This window comes from Streptomyces sp. NPDC005863, assembly GCF_042871345.1.
GTDB lineage: Bacteria > Actinomycetota > Actinomycetes > Streptomycetales > Streptomycetaceae > Streptomyces.
In genome coordinates this window covers 760,575-777,788 of the sequence record NZ_JBIAII010000002.1, presented here as the reverse complement: position 1 = coordinate 777,788, position 17,214 = coordinate 760,575, and the positions used below count along the sequence as shown (strand labels likewise).

13 protein-coding genes are annotated in these 17,214 nt (G+C 71.0%); 11 read left to right on the top strand and 2 right to left on the bottom strand.

Features of this window, described 5'->3' with window-relative positions:
- Positions 1-20 precede the first annotated feature (20 nt).
- The 11 genes from ACFYO9_RS09385 to ACFYO9_RS09335 all read left to right on the top strand — a co-directional run bounded on the left by ACFYO9_RS09385 (position 21) and on the right by ACFYO9_RS09335 (position 14,267).
- Complete coding sequence (locus tag ACFYO9_RS09385) at positions 21-1,025, top strand: sugar phosphate isomerase/epimerase family protein (protein ID WP_355817093.1); 1,005 nt, start codon at positions 21-23, stop codon at positions 1,023-1,025.
- A gap of 195 nt (positions 1,026-1,220) precedes the next feature.
- Positions 1,221-3,704 carry a PQQ-dependent sugar dehydrogenase gene (locus tag ACFYO9_RS09380; protein WP_355817090.1) on the top strand — a complete coding sequence of 828 codons (2,484 nt, stop codon included), beginning with the start codon at positions 1,221-1,223 and terminating at the stop codon, positions 3,702-3,704.
- 5 nt (positions 3,705-3,709) lie between these two features.
- On the top strand, positions 3,710-5,179 hold the full coding sequence (locus tag ACFYO9_RS09375; protein ID WP_358776629.1) for a ThuA domain-containing protein: 1,470 nt from the start codon (positions 3,710-3,712) through the stop codon (positions 5,177-5,179).
- A 116-nt stretch (positions 5,180-5,295) separates the two neighbouring features.
- The gene (locus tag ACFYO9_RS09370; RefSeq protein WP_358776628.1) at positions 5,296-6,456 is read left to right on the top strand and encodes an inositol-3-phosphate synthase; all 1,161 of its coding nucleotides are present in this window, start codon (positions 5,296-5,298) and stop codon (positions 6,454-6,456) included.
- Between the two features lie 160 nt (positions 6,457-6,616).
- Positions 6,617-7,936 carry an SCO3242 family prenyltransferase gene (locus tag ACFYO9_RS09365; RefSeq protein ID WP_358776627.1) on the top strand — a complete coding sequence of 440 codons (1,320 nt, stop codon included), beginning with the start codon at positions 6,617-6,619 and terminating at the stop codon, positions 7,934-7,936.
- Positions 7,933-8,940 (top strand): sugar phosphate isomerase/epimerase family protein, encoded by a 1,008-nt coding sequence (locus tag ACFYO9_RS09360; protein ID WP_358776626.1) that lies wholly within the window; start codon positions 7,933-7,935, stop codon positions 8,938-8,940. The genes ACFYO9_RS09365 and ACFYO9_RS09360 overlap by 4 nt, the downstream gene beginning before the upstream one ends.
- Positions 8,937-9,656: an EboA domain-containing protein gene (locus tag ACFYO9_RS09355; protein WP_355817075.1), complete on the top strand. Its 720-nt coding sequence runs from the start codon at positions 8,937-8,939 to the stop codon at positions 9,654-9,656. The genes ACFYO9_RS09360 and ACFYO9_RS09355 overlap by 4 nt, the downstream gene beginning before the upstream one ends.
- Positions 9,656-10,507: a TatD family hydrolase gene (locus ACFYO9_RS09350; RefSeq protein WP_355817073.1), complete on the top strand. Its 852-nt coding sequence runs from the start codon at positions 9,656-9,658 to the stop codon at positions 10,505-10,507. The genes ACFYO9_RS09355 and ACFYO9_RS09350 overlap by 1 nt, the downstream gene beginning before the upstream one ends.
- 3 nt (positions 10,508-10,510) lie before the next feature.
- Positions 10,511-11,683: a metabolite traffic protein EboE gene (gene eboE, locus ACFYO9_RS09345; protein ID WP_358776625.1), complete on the top strand. Its 1,173-nt coding sequence runs from the start codon at positions 10,511-10,513 to the stop codon at positions 11,681-11,683.
- Positions 11,680-13,056 carry a nucleotide pyrophosphatase/phosphodiesterase family protein gene (locus tag ACFYO9_RS09340; RefSeq protein ID WP_358776624.1) on the top strand — a complete coding sequence of 459 codons (1,377 nt, stop codon included), beginning with the start codon at positions 11,680-11,682 and terminating at the stop codon, positions 13,054-13,056. Before eboE ends, ACFYO9_RS09340 begins: the two co-directional genes overlap by 4 nt.
- Positions 13,057-13,211: 155 nt before the next feature.
- Positions 13,212-14,267: a sugar phosphate isomerase/epimerase gene (locus tag ACFYO9_RS09335; RefSeq protein ID WP_358776623.1), complete on the top strand. Its 1,056-nt coding sequence runs from the start codon at positions 13,212-13,214 to the stop codon at positions 14,265-14,267.
- 74 nt (positions 14,268-14,341) lie between these two features.
- On the opposite strand, the gene ACFYO9_RS09330 is transcribed toward ACFYO9_RS09335, so the two are convergent.
- Positions 14,342-15,742: an OFA family MFS transporter gene (locus ACFYO9_RS09330; protein WP_358776622.1), complete on the bottom strand. Its 1,401-nt coding sequence runs from the start codon at positions 15,740-15,742 to the stop codon at positions 14,342-14,344.
- A 1-nt stretch (position 15,743) separates the two neighbouring features.
- Positions 15,744-17,132: an OFA family MFS transporter gene (locus ACFYO9_RS09325; protein ID WP_358776621.1), complete on the bottom strand. Its 1,389-nt coding sequence runs from the start codon at positions 17,130-17,132 to the stop codon at positions 15,744-15,746.
- Between the last annotated feature and the right edge of the window lie 82 nt (positions 17,133-17,214).

Here is a 17,214-nt window from a genome sequence, read left to right as displayed (position 1 = left end):
CGCCCGAGGGGGCCCTGGACATGCCACGCCAGTTCACGCTCTTCACCGGCCAGTGGGCCGACCTGCCGCTCGAAGAGGTCTGCCGGCTCGCCCGCGACTTCGGCTACGACGGCCTCGAACTCGCCTGCTGGGGCGACCACTTCGAGGTCGACAAGGCGCTCGCCGACCCCACCTATCTGGACGGGCGGCACGCGCTGCTCGACAAGTACGGCCTCAGGTGCTGGGCCATCTCCAACCACCTCGTCGGCCAGGCCGTCTGCGACGCGATCATCGACGAGCGGCACCAGGCGATCCTGCCCTCCCGCATCTGGGGCGACGGCGAGGCGGAAGGGGTGCGGCAGCGGGCCGCGGCGGAGATCGAGGACACCGCGCGGGCGGCCGCGGCCTTCGGCGTCGACACGGTCGTCGGCTTCACCGGCTCGTCCATCTGGCACCTGGTCGCGATGTTCCCGCCCGCCCCCGCATCGATGATCGAGCGAGGGTACGAGGACTTCGCCGAGCGCTGGAACCCGATCCTGGACGTCTTCGACGCCGAAGGCGTGCGGTTCGCCCACGAGGTGCACCCCTCCGAGATCGCGTACGACTACTGGACCACGCACAAGGCCCTGGAGGCCGTCGGCCACCGCAGCGCCTTCGGGCTCAACTTCGACCCGTCGCACTTCGTGTGGCAGGACCTCGACCCGGTCGGCTTCCTCTACGACTTCCGCGACCGCATCTACCACGTCGACTGCAAGGAGGCCCGGCGCCGCCTCGACGGCCGCAACGGCCGCCTCGGCTCCCATCTGCCGTGGGGCGACCCGCGCCGCGGCTGGGACTTCGTCTCCGCCGGGCACGGCGACGTCCCGTGGGAGGACGTCTTCCGGATGCTGCGCTCCATCGCGTACGAGGGCCCCATCTCGGTGGAGTGGGAGGACGCGGGCATGGACCGGCTGCAGGGCGCCCCCGAGGCACTCGCGCGGCTGAAGGCGTTCGACTTCGAGGCCCCGACGGCGTCGTTCGACGCGGCGTTCGGCGGCTCCGACTAGTGCGGCCCCCGTCCCTGTTTGTCCATTGACAGGAAAAAGTTCAACTTCCGTGCTGCGTAAGGGCTTTCCGCCCGGGACAAACGTGGCTACCGTCCTTGAGGTGTACAGGACATGAAATTCTCCGGGGTGACGGCGCACCCCGGCGCACGGCGCACTCGCCCCCGTACGACCGTCCCCCCATCCGGAGGAACCCCCGTGCACAGGAAACGTCCGAGACTCCGCACGACGCTCGCCCTCCTCACGTCCACCGTGCTCACCGGCGCCGGGATCGCCCTCGCCGTACCGCAGGCCGGCGCCGTCCCGGCGGAACCGCCCGCGAAGGCCGCCCCCGCCGCCGAGGACTTCCAGCAGGTCACCCTCGCCAAGGGCGAGCCCGAGATGGGCGAGCCCATGACGCTCGCCGTACTCCCCGACCGATCGGTCCTGCACACCGCCCGCGACGGCACACTGCGCCTCACCGACGCCGTCGGCGACACCAAGGTCGCGGGCAAGATACCCGTCTACTCCCACGACGAAGAGGGCCTCCAAGGCGTCGGCGTCGACCCGAAGTTCAGCGAGAACCGCGCGATCTACCTCTACTACGCGCCCCCGCTGGACACCCCCGCGGGCGACGCCCCGGAGACCGGCACCGCCGAGGACTTCAAGAAGTTCGACGGCGTCAACCGCCTCTCCCGCTTCGTCCTGAAGGCCGACGGCACCCTGGACGCCGCCAGCGAGAAGAAGGTCCTCGACGTCCCCGCCAACCGCGGCATCTGCTGCCACGTCGGCGGCGACATCGACTTCGACAAGGACGGCAACCTCTACCTCTCGACCGGCGACGACTCCAACCCCTTCGCCTCCGACGGCTTCACCCCCATCGACGAGCGGGAGAACCGCAACCCCGCCTTCGACGCCCGGCGCAGCGCAGGCAACAGCAATGACCTGCGCGGCAAGATCCTGCGCATCAAGGTCGCCGACGACGGCTCCTACACGGTCCCGGACGGCAACCTCTTCGCCAAGGGCACCGAGAAGACCCGCCCGGAGATCTACGCGATGGGCTTCCGCAACCCCTTCCGGCTGAGCGTCGACAAGCCCACCGGCACCGTGTACGTGGGTGATTACGGGCCCGACGCGGGCGCCGCCGACCCCAAGCGCGGCCCCGCGGGGCAGGTCGAGTTCGCCCGCGTCACCAAGCCCGGCAACTTCGGCTGGCCGTACTGCACCGGCAAGAACGACCCGTACATCGACTACGACTTCGCCACCGGCACCTCCGGCTCCGCCTTCGACTGCAAGGCGCCGAAGAACGACTCGCCGCGCAACACCGGACTGACCGACCTGCCGCCCGCGCAGGAGGCCTGGATTCCCTACGACGGCGGCTCCGTGCCCGAGTTCGGCTCCGGCTCCGAGTCCCCGATGGGCGGCCCCGTCTACCGCTACGACGCGGCCAACGACTCCCCGGTGAAGTTCCCCGAGGCCTACGACGGCGACTTCTTCGCCGGCGAGTTCGGCCGCCGCTGGATCAAGCGCATCGAGCAGGGCACCGACGGCACCGTCTCCAAGATCAACGCGTTCCCGTGGGCCGGCACCCAGGTCATGGACATGGCCTTCGGCCCCGACGGCGCGCTGTACGTCCTCGACTACGGCACCGGCTACTTCAACGGCGACGAGAACTCCGCCCTCTTCCGCATCGAGAACGCCACCGACGGGCACTCGCCGGTCGTCGAGGCGAGCGCCTCGGTGACCAGCGGCCAGGCGCCGCTGAAGACCAAGTTCACCGCCAAGGCCACCGACGCCGACGGCGGGACGCTCACCTACGCCTGGGACTTCGGCGACGGCGGCAAGTCGACCCAGCAGAACCCCACGTACACGTACAAGAAGAACGGCGTCTACGCCGCCACCGTCACCGTCAAGGACTCCACCGGCCGCACCGGCTCGGCCAGCGCGCACGTCACCGTCGGCAACACCGCGCCCAAGGTCACCCTCGAACTCCCCGGTGACGGCCAGCTGTTCACCTTCGGCGACAAGGTGCCCTTCAAGGTGAAGGTGACCGACAAGGAGGACGGCCCGATCGACTGCACCAAGGTCAAGGTCACCCACATCCTCGGCCACGACAGCCACGGCCACCCGGTCACCTCGGCCAACGGCTGCGAAGGCACCCTCCAGACGTCCGCGGACGGCGAGCACGACCCCAACGCCAACATCTTCGGGGTCTTCGACGCCGAGTACACGGACAAGGGCGCGAACGGCCAGCCCGCGCTGACCACCCACGACCAGAACATCGTCCAGCCCAAGCACCGCCAGGGCGAGCACTACGGCGACTCCAAGGGCGTCTCCGTGATCAACCACACCCCCGCCCACGGCGGCAAGACCGTCGGCGACATCCACAACGGCGACTGGGTCTCCTTCAAGCCGTACATCCTCGGCAACGTCACCAAGATGGACGCCCGGGTCGCCTCGGCCGGCTCCGGTGGCACCCTCGAAGTACGCAGCGGATCGGTGACCGGCCGGCTCCTCGGCTCCGTGAAGGTCGAGCCGACCGGCGGATGGGAGACGTACAAGGACGTCAGCACCGCCATCAGCAAGCCGCCCACCAAGACCACCACGCTCTACCTGGTCTTCAAGGGCACGGGCACCGGCGCGCTCTACGACGTGGACGACTTCACGTTCACCACCAAGGCCGCCGCAGGCCGGAAGGGGTGAGCGTGATGCGCGGACGAGCACGCATCATCACCGCGACGGCCGCGGCCGCCCTGCTCATCGGCTGCGCGTCGGGTCCGGCGGCCGCCAAGCCGAAGCCGGACCGGGAAGGCGAGCGCGTCCTCGTCTTCTCCAAGACCGCGGGGTTCCGCCACGACTCGATCCCCACGGGCATCGCCACCGTCAAGGAACTGGGCGCGCAGAACGGCTTCGCCGTCGACGCCACCGAGGACGCGGCGGCCTTCACCGCCAAGAACCTCGCCCGGTACGACGCCGTGATCTGGCTCTCCACCACGGGTGACGTCCTGAACGCCGGGCAGCAGACGGCGTTCGAGAAGTACATCCGCGGCGGCGGCGCCTACGTCGGCATCCACGCCGCCGCCGACACCGAATACGACTGGCCCTTCTACGGCAGGCTCGCCGGCGCCTACTTCCAGTCGCACCCGGCCATCCAGCCCGCGAAGGTCCACGCCGAGGACCACGCGCACCCGGCCACCGCCCACCTGGGCACCGGCAGCTGGGACCGCACCGACGAGTGGTACAACTACCGCTCCAACCCCCGCGACCGGGCCCGCGTCCTCGCCACCCTCGACGAATCGTCGTACACCGGCGGCACCATGTCCGGCGACCACCCCATCGCCTGGTGCCAGAACCTCCAGGGCGGCCGCTCCTTGTACACCGGAGGCGGCCACACCAAGGAATCGTTCGCCGAACCCGCCTTCCGCCAGCACCTGTTGGGGGGCATCCGTTGGGCCGTCGGCGCGGTCCAGGCCGACTGCCGCCCCGAACAGGGCTACACACCCGTCTTCGACGGTACGGCGGCCTCCCTGGAGAACTGGAAACAGGCGGGCCCCGGCTCCTTCGCCCTCAAGGAGGACGACGGAACCCTCACCACCACCGGCGGCATGGGCATGCTCTGGTACGACCGGCGCGAACTCGGCTCGTACTCGCTCAAAGTCGACTGGAAAATGTCCGGGGACGACAACTCGGGGATCTTCGTGGGCTTCCCGCCCTCCGACGACCCCTGGTCGGCCGTGGACAACGGATACGAGATCCAGATCGACGCCACCGACGTCCCCGAGAAGACCACCGGCTCCGTCTACGGCTTCCGGTCGGCCGACCTGAAGAAACGCGACAAGGCACTGAACCCGCCGGGGCAGTGGAACACCTACGAGATCCGCGTCGAAGGCGAACGCCTGCGCGTCTACCTCAACGGCGTCCAGATCAACGACTACACCAACACCGACCCGGCACGCAGCCTGCGCCAAGGACACATCGGCATCCAGAACCACGGCGACGGCGACGAGGTGTCCTTCCGCGACATCCGGCTGAAGGAACTGCCGCCGGCCCGCGGAACCGGACCATCCGTGCCGCCCGTGTCACCACTTGCGCCAGCTGAATCACCCGCCCTGTCACCTGAATCACCCGTAGTGCCATCTGAATCACCCGCCCCGACCGGTTCGGACGCGGGTCGCTAGACGGCGGCGGGCGGAGGACGCCGGACCTCCGCCCGCCGTCTCACACCGCACCTCACGTACCCGAGCTCCCGCGCCCCCCGTGCCCCGAGCTCTCCCGTTTCTGGCAGGAGGCAGCCGTGTCCCCATCCGCGACCTCAACATCTGCGCCCTCAACTTCCCCCCACGGGACCTCGCCCACCGGCGTCTGGCTGATCGGGGCACGCGGCTCGGTCGCGACCACCGCCGTCGCGGGCTGCGCGGCGATCGCGGCCGGCCTCCACCCACCCACCGGCATGGTGACCGAGACACAACCGTTCCTCGACCGAGGCCTGCCAACGTTGTCGACGCTCGTCTTCGGCGGCCACGACACCACCAGCTGCCCCCTGCCCAAACGCGCCGAAGAACTCGCCGCGGGCAGCGTCCTGCCGCACGGACTCCCCTCCGCCGTACGCGCCGAACTCGCCGCCGCCGACGCCGAGATACGCCCCGGCGGCCCCCAACCCGGCGACACCCGCAGCGACGACGAACTCATCGACGCCTTCGCCGCCGACCTGCGCGACTTCGTACGACGCCGCGGCCTGGCCCGCGCGGTCGTCGTCAACGTCGCCTCCACCGAGCCCCTCCCCGCCCCCGACGACGACCGGCTCCCCGCGAGCTCCCTATACGCGGCGGCCGCGCTGCGAGCCGGCTGCCCCTACGTCAACTTCACCCCCTCCACAGGACTGCACCACCCACGCCTCACCGAAGCGGCACGCGCCTCCGGCCTGCCCCACGCCGGCCGGGACGGGAAGACCGGCCAGACCCTGCTGCGCTCGGTGCTCGGCCCGATGTTCGCCCAACGCGCCCTCGCCGTCCGCGCCTGGTCGGGCACCAACCTGCTCGGCGGCGGCGACGGCGCGGCCCTGGCCGACCCGGCAGCCGCCGCCGCGAAGAACGCCGGCAAGGAACGCGTCCTCGCCGACACGCTCGGCGCCGCCCCCGAGGGCGAGGTCCACATCGACGACGTGCCCTCCCTCGGCGACTGGAAGACGGCCTGGGACCACATCGCCTTCGACGGCTTCCTCGGCACGCGCATGGTCCTCCAGACCACGTGGCAGGGCTGCGACTCGGCCCTCGCCGCCCCTTTGATCCTCGACCTCGCCCGCCTGATGGCCCGGGCCCACGAACACGGCCTCACCGGCGCGCTGCCCGCCCTCGCCTTCTACTTCAAGGACCCGGACCCGGGAGCACCCTCCGCACTGGGCGATCAGTTCGCGGAGCTGGTGGGGTTTGCGGGGCGGTTGGGGGAGGGGGCGTGAGGGGGGTGAGTGTGGTGGGTGTGGGTGTGGGTGTGGGTGTCGGTTGTGGCTGTGGTTGCGGTTGTGGCTGTGGCTGTGATTGTGGTTTGGGGTCCGCGAGGTCCGTGGGGTCCGTGAGGTCCGCGAGGTCTGGCCGTTCCGTGACGGTGAGGGAGACCGCATGAACGCGCCACGTGCCTGGGCCGAACTCCTCCGGCTCCCCGCCCTGTTCACCGTCCCCGGCGACGCGTTCGCCGGCGCGGCGACCACCGGCCTGCGCCCCAACCGCCGCACCCTCCTCGCCATCGGCTCCTCCCTCTGTCTGTACGAGGCCGGTATGGCCCTCAACGACTGGGCCGACCGCGCGGACGACGCCGTCGAACGCCCCGAACGCCCCTTGCCCTCCGGCCGCATCACCCCGCCCGCAGCCCTCGCCGCGGCCACCGCCTTCACGGCCGCGGGCCTCACCCTCGCCGCCCGCGCGGGCCGCCCGTCCCTGGTGACGGCGAGTGCCCTGGCCGGCACGGTGTGGGCGTACGACCTCGGCCTGAAGCACACGCCCGCGGGACCGGCAGCCATGGCCGCCGCACGCGGCCTCGACCTGCTCCTCGGCGCGACCGCCACGGCGGGCCGGGACCCGTCCCACACCGCCGAGATCGCCCTTCCGTCCGCCGCAGCCCTGGCCGCCCACACCCTCGCCGTCACCGTCGTCTCCCGCCGCGAGGCGCAGGGCGGCTCCTCGACCGCGCCCTTGGCCGCACTGGCGGTGACGGCAGCCCTGACGCGACTGGTGGGGGCGGGACACCGGGGCGACCGGGGCGACCGGGGCGACCGGGGCGGCCACGTTGGCCACGTCAGCCGGGGCGACGGGTTCGGCCACGGCGACCCCTCGACCGGCACCGCCCAGCCAAGTAACGCCGCCCCCCGTACCCCTCGACAGTCCCCCCGACGGGGCGGTCACCTCGGCCGGGGCGACGAGTTCGGCCACGCCGACCCTGCGACCGGCTCCGCCCAGCCAAGTAACGCCGCCCTCCCTGCCGCCCGTCAGGCCCTCCGACGGGGAGGTCAGGTCGGCTGGGGCAACGGGTTCGGCCACGCCGACCCCACCACCAGCACCGCCCAGCCAAGCAGCGGCGCCCTCCCTGCCGCCCGGCAGGCCCTCCGACGGGAAGGTCAGGTCGGCTGGGGCAGCCGGTTCGGTCAGGGTGCCCCAGCGACCGGCTCCGCCCAGCCAAGCAGCGCCGCCCCCCGTACCGCCCGCCAGGCCCTCCGAGGCGCTCTCGCTCTCGCCTATTTCGGGACTGCCGCCAAGCCCCTCTTCCACGCCGTCCTCAACCCTTCACCTCCCCTCACCCAACGCGCCGTCAGCGGTGGCATCCGCGCCATGATCCCGCTGCAGGCCGCACTCACCGCCCGCGCAGGCGCCGCCGGCACCGCTCTGCTGACCGCAGCCCTCGCCCCCGCCGCCCGCCAGTTCGCACGAAAGGTGAGCGTCACATGAGCGGGACCACCCCCCGGCCCGGGGGCGACAAGCCCCCGATATACGACCCCGGCGCCGGCGGACTCCCGAGCGCCGCCCTCGACACCAGCACGCACGACCCCCGCCCCGCCTCCTCCCCGCTCCGCTTCGGCTACGGCACCAACGGCCTCACCGACCTCCGCCTCGACGATGCTCTTGGCCTGCTCGCCGACCTCGGATACGCCGGCGTCGGCCTGACCCTCGACCACATGCACCTGGACCCCCTCGCCCCCGACCTCGCCGCCCGCACCCGCACGGTGGCCCGGAGGCTGGAGCACCTCGGTCTGACCGCCACTGTCGAGACAGGCGCCCGCTACGTCCTCGACCTCCGCCGCAAGCACGGCCCCTCCCTCCTCGACCTTGACCCCGAACGCCGCGCCGCCCGCGTCCGGCTGCTGATCCGCGCCGTCCAGGTCGCCGCCGACCTCGGCGCCCACGCCGTGCACTGCTTCAGCGGCATCACCCCGCCGGACACCACGGACGACACCGCCTGGCAACGGCTCGCCGACGCACTCGGCCCCGTACTCGACGCAGCGTCGGGCGCCGGCGTCCCCTTGGCCGTCGAGCCCGAGCCGGGGCACCTCCTCTCCTGCCTCGCCGACTTCCACCGGCTGCGCCACGAGCTCGGCGACCCCGAACCCGATCTCCTCGGCCTCACCCTCGACATCGGCCACTGTCAGTGCCTGGAACCACTCCCTCCCGTGGACTGCGTACGTGCCGCCGCCCCCTGGCTGCACCACGTCCAGATCGAGGACATGCGCCGCGGCGTCCACGAGCACCTGCCCTTCGGAGACGGTGAGATCGACTTCCCGCCCGTCCTCGACGCGCTGGCCGCCGTCGGCTACCGGGGGCTGACCGTCGTCGAGCTGCCCCGCCACTCCCACGCCGGCCCCGATCTCGCCGCCCGCTCCCTCGACTTCCTGAGCCGAGCAGCCGAGGCCGCCGCCGTGCCGTCCGCTCCTCCCGCCGTAGGAGGCACCCCATGACCGACGACGCCTCCGAGGTCGCCGCACTCCGTGCTCGGCTCGAAGCCGAGCTCGGCGGAGCCGCCCGGGCCTGGCTGGATCAGGCCACCGCCGAGGCTGCCTCCGACGCCGCCGCCCAGGCCACCACCCAGCGCGAGCGGTCGGCGGGGGAGGCACAACGCCCCCTTCCTCTCTGGGAGTTGCGGTTCGCCGAGGCCGGTCGCCGCTGTGGAGCCGACCACGCCGACGCCGCCCGCCTCCTGGTTCTGCACGCGGCGCACGCCACGCCGGCCACCCTCGCCCGGATCTACGCCCAGGGCGCCGCAGCCGAGCGGCGTGCCGTGCTGCAGGCCCTGCCGCACCTGGTGCCCGGCCCCGAGGCCGTGCCCCTCGTCGAGGACGCCCTGCGCACCAACGACATCCGGCTCGTCGCCGCGGCCGTCGGCCCGTACGCCGCGCGGCACCTCGCCCCGCACGACTGGCGGCACGCCGTCCTCAAGTGCCTGTTCACCGGTGTCCCCGTGGACGCCGTCGCCGAGCTGTCGACGCGGGCCGACGGCGACGCCGAACTCGCCCGGATGCTCGGCGACTACGCGAGCGAGCGGATCGCCGCCGGCCGCCCCGTACCGGGCGACCTGCACCGAGTGCTGTCTTTTACCGCCCCCGGTCCGTCCCCGTCCCCGGCGGCACCCCCGGCCCCCGCGGGCCCCCCGACCGGCGAGGAGCAGGAGTCCTGATGCGCATCTTCGATCCCCACATCCACATGACCTCCCGCACCACCGACGACTATCAGGCGATGTACGCCGCCGGGATCCGCGCGGTCGTGGAACCCGCGTTCTGGCTCGGGCAGCCCCGCACCTCGCCCGCCTCCTTCGTCGACTACTTCGATTCCCTCCTCGGCTGGGAACCCTTCCGCGCCGCGCAGTACGGCATCGCCCACCACTGCACGATCGCCCTCAACCCCAAAGAGGCGAACGACCCCCGCTGCACGCCCGTCCTGGACGAACTGCCCCGCTACCTCGTCAAGGACAACGTCGTCGCCGTCGGGGAGATCGGCTACGACTCCATGACACCGGCCGAGGACACCGCTCTCGCCACCCAGCTGCAGCTCGCCGCCGACCACCAGCTGCCCGCCCTCGTGCACACCCCGCACCGCGACAAACTCGCGGGCCTGCGCCGCACCGTCGACGTCATCCGGGAGTCCGCCCTGCCCCTGGACCGCGTCCTGATCGACCACCTCAACGAGACCACCGTCAAGGAGGCCAAGGACAGCGGCTGCTGGCTGGGCTTCTCCGTCTATCCCGACACCAAGATGGACGAGGACCGCATGATCGCCATCCTGCGCGACGTCGGGCCCGACCGGGTGCTCGTCAACTCCGCCGCTGACTGGGGGAAGAGCGACCCCCTCAAGACCCGCAAGGTCGCCGACGCCATGCTCGCCGTCGGGTATGACGAGGACGACGTCGACCTCGTGCTGTGGCGCAACCCCGTGGCGTTCTACGGGCTCAGCGGCCGGCTCCAGCTCGACGTGCGGGAACCGGACACCGCCACCCATGAGGGCAACTCCATCCTGCGCGGAGGGTCGTGAACCATGCGCTTCCGTCACCCCGACGGGTCGACCGTCCACCTCGCATACTGCACCAACGTCCATCCGGCCGAGACCCTCGACGGCGTCCTCGCCCAGCTCCGCGACCACTGCGAGCCTGTGCGCAGGAGACTCGGCAGGGACCGCCTCGGTATCGGCCTCTGGCTCGCCAAGGACGCCGCTCACGCCCTCGTCACCGACCCCGCCGCGCTGCGCGGCCTGCGCACCGAACTCGACCGGCGTGGCCTCGAAGTCGTCACCCTCAACGGCTTCCCCTATGAGGGCTTCGGAGCCGAACAGGTCAAGTACCGCGTGTACAAACCGGACTGGACCGACCCGGACCGCCTGAGCCACACCACCGACCTGGCCCGGCTCCTCGCCGCCCTGCTCCCCGACGACGTCACCGAAGGCACCATCTCCACCCTGCCGCTCGCCTGGCGCACCCCTTTCGACGCCCCGCGCGCGGCGGCCGCCCGCTCGGCCCTCACCGTGCTCGCCCAGCGCCTGGACGCCCTCACCGAACTCACCGGCCGCTCCATCCGCGTCGGCCTCGAACCGGAACCTGGTTGCACCGTCGAGACGACCGCCGACGCCATCGCCCCCCTCTCCGCCGTCGGCCATGACCGCATCGGCCTCTGTGTGGACACCTGCCACCTCGCCACCTCCTTCGAAGACCCGGCGACCGCCCTCGACGCTCTCGCCGCCGCGGGCATCCCTGTCGTCAAATCGCAGCTGTCCGCCGCCCTCCATGCCGAACACCCCCACCTCCCCGAGGTACGCGAAGTCCTCGCGGCCTTCGACGAACCCCGCTTCCTCCACCAGACCCGCACCCTTACCGGCGCCGGCCTCCTCCAGGGCACCGACGACCTCGGCGAAGCGCTCACCGCCGGCGCCCTGCCGGACACGGCGCCCTGGCGGGCCCACTTCCACGTCCCCCTGCACGCGGCCCCCGCCGCGCCCCTCACCTCCACGCTCCCCGTGCTGAAGGACGTCCTGAGCCGGCTCGTCGGCGGATCCGAGCCCCGCACCCACCACCTCGAGGTCGAGACCTACACCTGGCAGGCCCTCCCACCCGCACTGCGCCCGCGCGGTCGAACCCAGCTCGCCGAGGGCATCGCCGCCGAACTCGCCCTCGCCCGCGACCTCCTCACCGACCTCGGCCTCAAGGAACTGCCATGACTCCCACCCCCTTGCTGGTCCTCGACGTCGTCGGCCTCACCCCGCGCCTCCTCGACCACATGCCGCACCTCAAGTCGCTCGGCCAGTCCGGCTCCAGGGCGCCGCTCGGCACCGTTCTGCCCGCCGTCACCTGCGCCGCCCAGTCCACCTTCCTCACCGGCACCACCCCCGCCGAGCACGGCATCGTCGGCAACGGCTGGTACTTCCGTGAGCTCGGCGACGTCCTGCTGTGGCGCCAGCACAACGGCCTCGTCTCCGGCGACAAACTGTGGGACGCGGCCCGCCGCGCCCACCCCGGCTACACCGTGGCCAACATCTGCTGGTGGTACGCCATGGGCGCCGACACCGACTTCACCATCACCCCCCGCCCCGTCTACTACGCCGACGGCCGCAAAGAACCCGACTGCTACACCCGGCCCCCCGAGCTCCACGACGAACTCACCGAGAAGCTCGGCACCTTCCCCCTCTTCCACTTCTGGGGCCCCGGCGCCGATCTCGTGTCCAGCCGCTGGATCGTCGACGCCACCCGTCACGTCATCGACACCCGCCGCCCCGACCTCGCCCTGTGCTACCTCCCTCACCTCGACTACGACCTGCAGCGCTTCGGCCCCGACGACCCGCGCTCCTTCCGCGCGGCCGCCGACCTGGACGCGACCATCGCCCCGCTCCTCGCCGACGCGAAGGCGGAGGGCCGGACCGTCGTCGCGCTCTCCGAGTACGGCATCACCCGGGTGAACCGGTCCGTCGACATCAACCGCGTGCTGCGCCGCGCCGGCCTGTTGGAGGTACACACCCAGGACGGCATGGAGTACCTCGATCCGATGGCGTCGCGCGCCTTCGCCGTCGCCGACCACCAGATCGCCCACGTCTACGTCCGCCGCCCGGAGGACCTCGCGGCCACCCGCGCCGCCCTCAAGGACGTCCCCGGCATCGAGCAACTCCTCGACGACGAGGGCAAGAAGGCCCACCACCTGGACCACCCGCGCGCCGGTGAGCTCGTCGCCGTCGCGGAGCCGGACGCCTGGTTCACGTACTACTACTGGCTCGACGACGACCGCGCGCCCGACTTCGCGCAGCTCGTCGAGATCCACCGCAAACCCGGCTACGACCCCGTCGAGCTCTTCATGGACCCCCAGGACCCCTACGTCCGCGTCAAGGCCGCGGGCGCGCTGGCCAGGAAGAAGCTCGGCATGCGCTATCGCATGGCGGTCGTGCCGCTGGACCCGTCACCTATTCGCGGCAGCCATGGCCGCCTCCCCACGAGTGAGGACGAAAGTCCGCTCATTCTGTGCTCCACCCCCCGTGTCGTCCGTGACCGCGTCGCGGCCACCGATGTGAAGTCGCTTCTGCTCGACCTCGCGGGCCTGACCTGATGCCGGCCGCGGCCCGCGGCGCCGAATCTGCTTGATCTCCACTGAACCAGAGGGATCGGGCCCTGCCATCAGGGTCCGGCCCTCAGTGATCCCTGATCCGTTTTTCGAACCCATCCCTGATGCGCCCCTGATTCGATCCAGCCGAGGAGAACCGCATGAGCCCGAAGCCCTCTTCCACCGATCCCGAGATCGCCCGCAGACTCAGCCGGCGCGGCATGCTCGGCGTGGCGGCCGGGGCCACCGCCGCGGCCCTCGTGGGGGCCGCCGCCCCCACCGCCGCGGCCGCACCCGCCACCGGCCCAAAGCACGGCCACGGCCACCCCGTCCTGCCCCCGGGCCGCCTCGGCATACAGCTCTACAGCCTCCGTGACAAGGTCTCCACCGTCGGATTCGCCCCGGTGTTCGCCGAGTTGGAGAAGTACGGATACGACGAGATCGAGTTCGCCGGGTACACCCAGGGCTCGGCAGGGCCCATCACCCTCGCCCAGCTCAAGGCGCTCGCCCGCGATCACGGACTGCACCCCATCGGCTCGCACGTCGGCTACTACGACGACAGCAACCCGAGCGCGTACACGTTCGCGCAGAACCTCACCAAGGTCCTCGACGACGCCGAGGCCCTCGGCCTCAAGCACATAGGCACCGCCTCGGGTCCCTTCCGCTACGGCAACACCGTCGACGCCTGGAAACGGGCGGCGGAGGACTTCAACACGTACGGCGAAGCGGCGCGCAAGCGTGGCATGAAGTTCTACCAGCACAACCACGCCGAGGAGTTCTCCTTCGCCACCGACAAGCCGAAGGTCCGGCTCTACGACGTGCTGCTCGCCGAGACCGATCCGGACTCCGTGTACCTGGAGATGGACATCTACTGGGCGTTCAGCGCCCAGTTCCGCTTCGGCAGGCGGGCCGACGGCACCCCCGCCCCCTTCGAACCCCTCGACTACGTGCTCAAGCAGCCGCACCGCTACCCGCTGTTCCACGTCAAGGACGGCATCCGCGACGAGACCGCCCACGACGGCTACCGCATGACGGATGTCGGCGACGGCGACATCGACTACAAGAAATTCCTGACCAAGGTGACCGCCCGTACCCACCAGGGCCGGCGCTACCACCACTGGCAGACCGAGCACGACAACCCGTCCGAGTCCTACGCGTTCGCCCGCAAGTCCAGCGAGCATCTGCACTCGCTGCGGTCCGGCCGCTGCGGCGACTGACCGTACGACAGCACGGATGGGGCCCTTCCGCCGACCGGCGGGAGGGCCCCATCCGCAGGTGAGCCGGACGTCCGCTAGGCCAGGGCCGCACGCGCGCGTGGCGCCCCCGGCCGGCGCAGCAGCAGGGAGAGGCCCGCCGCGACCAGCGACACCACCCCGGCCGTCGTGTAGGCGCCGACGTAACCCCAGGAGTCCACGACTATGGCGCCCATACCGCCGCCGAACAGTCCGGACACCAGCTTCGCGCTGTACACCATGCCGTAGTTGGAGGCGTTGTTGTTCTCTCCGAAGTAGTCCGGTACCAGCGCCGCGAACAGCGGGTAGAAGGCGCCGCCCGCGAAGCCGGACACGAAGGCGAAGACGAGGAACAGCGGCTGGTTGCGGATCTCGCCCGCCCACAACACCCCGAACTGCGCAACCGCGAGCGCCAGACACACGTACGTGAGGGTCCGCTGTCGGCCCATGCGGTCCGAGAGCCAGCCCACCACGCCCCGCCCGGTGCCGTTGATCACCGACATGACGCCCATCGACGACGCCGCGATGAGCGGGCCGAACCCCATCTCCTTGGCGAACGGCACCTGGAAGGAGATCCCGAAGATCGACACCCCCGCGCAGCACAGCATGCCCACCCACATCAGCGGGATCACCCCGGTCCGCAGCGCCTCGCCAGGGGTGAACTGACGGTCAGCGGGCGGGTTCTTGGCGAGCGCCACCGCCGTCCGCGGGTCGCCGTCGAGCCGCAGCGGGTCGACCGACGCCGGCCACCAGTTCTTCGGCGGATCCTTGAAGAACAGACCCGCCACCAGAGTGACGGCCAGGACGTAGAAGCCGACGAGGTCGAGCACGGAGCGGTAGTTGGACGTGTCGAAGCCGTACGAGAACAGGAAGATGAACGGGACCGCTCCGTAGGCGAATCCGCCGTTGACGAAGCCGGTCTTGCCGCCGCGCCGCTCCGGATACCACTTGCCGACCATGTTCACGCACGTCGAGTAGATCAGTCCCGACCCGACGCCGCCGAGCAGACCGAAGCCGACCATCGCCACCGCCACGTTCGGCGCGTGGCTGAGGCTCACGAAGCCGAGCAGCGACAGGACCGAGCCCGTCAGCATCGCCGCCCTGCTCGTCAGGATGCCCTTCTCGCGCAGCTTGCCCGCAGGGAAGGAGACCCCGGCCTGGAAGAAGATCCAGACGCTGAGCACCCAGAACGTGTTCGACGACGTCCAGTGGTGCGCGGCGGACAGGGTGTCCTCCGCCGCTCCGTAGGCGTACTCGAAGACGCTGATGGCGAGCATGGCCACCCAGGGCAGCGCCACCATCGTCCAGCGAGGTCTGCCGAGGATCTCCCGGTCGCTCTCGCCGATGCGGTAGACGCGGCCACGCGCGTCGGTGAGCTCTCTGTAGGGAAGCTCTCTGTCCGGTGCGTCTGCGTCGCGGTCGGCCGATGCGTGGCGACCGGTGATGGGCTCCGCCGTCATGTCAAGCCATCTCCTCACCGAGGGGCTGCGGATTGGGGCTTATGTCCTTGGAGTTGGGCCTGCCGGGCTGCGACAGGAAGAGCGCGATGAATCCGGCGAACAGGGAGATCGAACCGGCCAGGGTGAACGCCCCGGTGTGGCCCCAGTGGCTGACCACGACGGATCCCATGCCGGAGCCGAGGAGCCCGGACACGAGCTTGGAGCTGTAGACCAGGCCGTAGTTGGAGGCGTTGTTGTTCTCGCCGAAGTAGTCCGCCGTCAGGGCCGCGAACATCGGGAAGATGGCCCCGCCGCCGAAGCCGGAGATGCTGGAGAAGATCAGGAACAGCGGAAGGTTCCCGAGGTTGGCCGACCAGAGGATGCCGTACTGCGCGAGACCCAGAACGATGCAGACGAAGATCAGGCAGCGCTTGCGTCCGTAGCGGTCCGACAGCCAGCCGATCACGCCGCGGCCGGTGCCGTTGACGATGGCCTTCAGGGACATCGCCGTGGCGACGATGCCGCCGGCGAACCCGGCCTCCTCACCGATGTCCACCTGGAAGGCGATGCCGAAGATGTTCACGCCCGAGGTGCACAGCAGGCAGAACCACATCAGCGCCACCCGGCCCGTCTGCCACGCCTCCTTGGGGGTGTACTGGCGCACGGCGGGCGGATTCATCCGCATGGCGCGGCGGGCCCGCGGGTCGTCCGGCGGGCGCAGCGGGTCGACGTCCGCGGGCCACCAGTTCTTCGGCGGGTCCCGGAAGAAGTAGCCCGCCGCGGCGACCATCGACGCGAGCAGCAGCCCGGCGGCCACCAGGACCCAGCGGAAGTTCGTCAGGTCCATGTAGCCGGTGAAGAGGAAGACGAACGGCACCGAACCGTAGGCGAAACCGCCGTTGACGAAGCCGGTCTTGCCGCCCTTCCGCTCCGGATACCACTTGCCGACCATGTTCACGCAGGTCGCGTAGACCATGCCGGCGCCCATGCCGCTGAACATGCCGAAACCGATGTAGGCCACGACCACGTGCGGCGCGAACGCCAGGGACAGATAGCCCAGGAGCGTGCCGAGCGCGCCGAGCATCATCGCGTGGCGCGCCGGCAGCCTGCCGGTCTCCCGGAGCTTGCCCGCCGGGAAGGCGACCGCTGCCTGGAAGAACACCCAGACGCCCAGCATCCAGAAGATGTGCAGGCTGCTCCAGTGGTGCGCGGTGTGCAGGGTGTCCTCGGCGGAGGCGAAAGCGTATTCGGCCGAGCTGATGCCCATCATGCCCACCCACGGCAGGATGACCATCCACTTGCGTTTGCGGCCCAGGATGTCGATGTCGGTCTCACCGACCCGGTACACCCGGCCGTTGGCGTCCCTCACCTCCCGGTAGGGGACGGTCGTCGGTATGTCAGTTGTCGTCATGTCGCACAGCACCCCTTGCGTCGGAAAGACCCTGGCCAGCGCCCCCTGTCCCATCCCTTCCGTGTGCGCGCGGGACCCGGGG

What these genes read in the sequence shown, in the direction of transcription:
- ACFYO9_RS09385 (WP_355817093.1), top strand. Translation starts at nt 21, where the DNA reads ATGCCACGCCAGTTCACGCTCTTCACCGGCCAGTGGGCCGACCTGCCG.
- ACFYO9_RS09375 (WP_358776629.1), top strand. Translation starts at nt 3,710, where the DNA reads ATGCGCGGACGAGCACGCATCATCACCGCGACGGCCGCGGCCGCCCTG.
- ACFYO9_RS09365 (WP_358776627.1), top strand. Translation starts at nt 6,617, where the DNA reads ATGAACGCGCCACGTGCCTGGGCCGAACTCCTCCGGCTCCCCGCCCTG.
- ACFYO9_RS09360 (WP_358776626.1), top strand. Translation starts at nt 7,933, where the DNA reads ATGAGCGGGACCACCCCCCGGCCCGGGGGCGACAAGCCCCCGATATAC.
- ACFYO9_RS09355 (WP_355817075.1), top strand. Translation starts at nt 8,937, where the DNA reads ATGACCGACGACGCCTCCGAGGTCGCCGCACTCCGTGCTCGGCTCGAA.
- ACFYO9_RS09350 (WP_355817073.1), top strand. Translation starts at nt 9,656, where the DNA reads ATGCGCATCTTCGATCCCCACATCCACATGACCTCCCGCACCACCGAC.
- eboE (WP_358776625.1), top strand. Translation starts at nt 10,511, where the DNA reads ATGCGCTTCCGTCACCCCGACGGGTCGACCGTCCACCTCGCATACTGC.
- ACFYO9_RS09340 (WP_358776624.1), top strand. Translation starts at nt 11,680, where the DNA reads ATGACTCCCACCCCCTTGCTGGTCCTCGACGTCGTCGGCCTCACCCCG.
- ACFYO9_RS09335 (WP_358776623.1), top strand. Translation starts at nt 13,212, where the DNA reads ATGAGCCCGAAGCCCTCTTCCACCGATCCCGAGATCGCCCGCAGACTC.
- ACFYO9_RS09330 (WP_358776622.1), bottom strand. Translation starts at nt 15,742, where the DNA reads ATGACGGCGGAGCCCATCACCGGTCGCCACGCATCGGCCGACCGCGAC.
- ACFYO9_RS09325 (WP_358776621.1), bottom strand. Translation starts at nt 17,132, where the DNA reads ATGACGACAACTGACATACCGACGACCGTCCCCTACCGGGAGGTGAGG.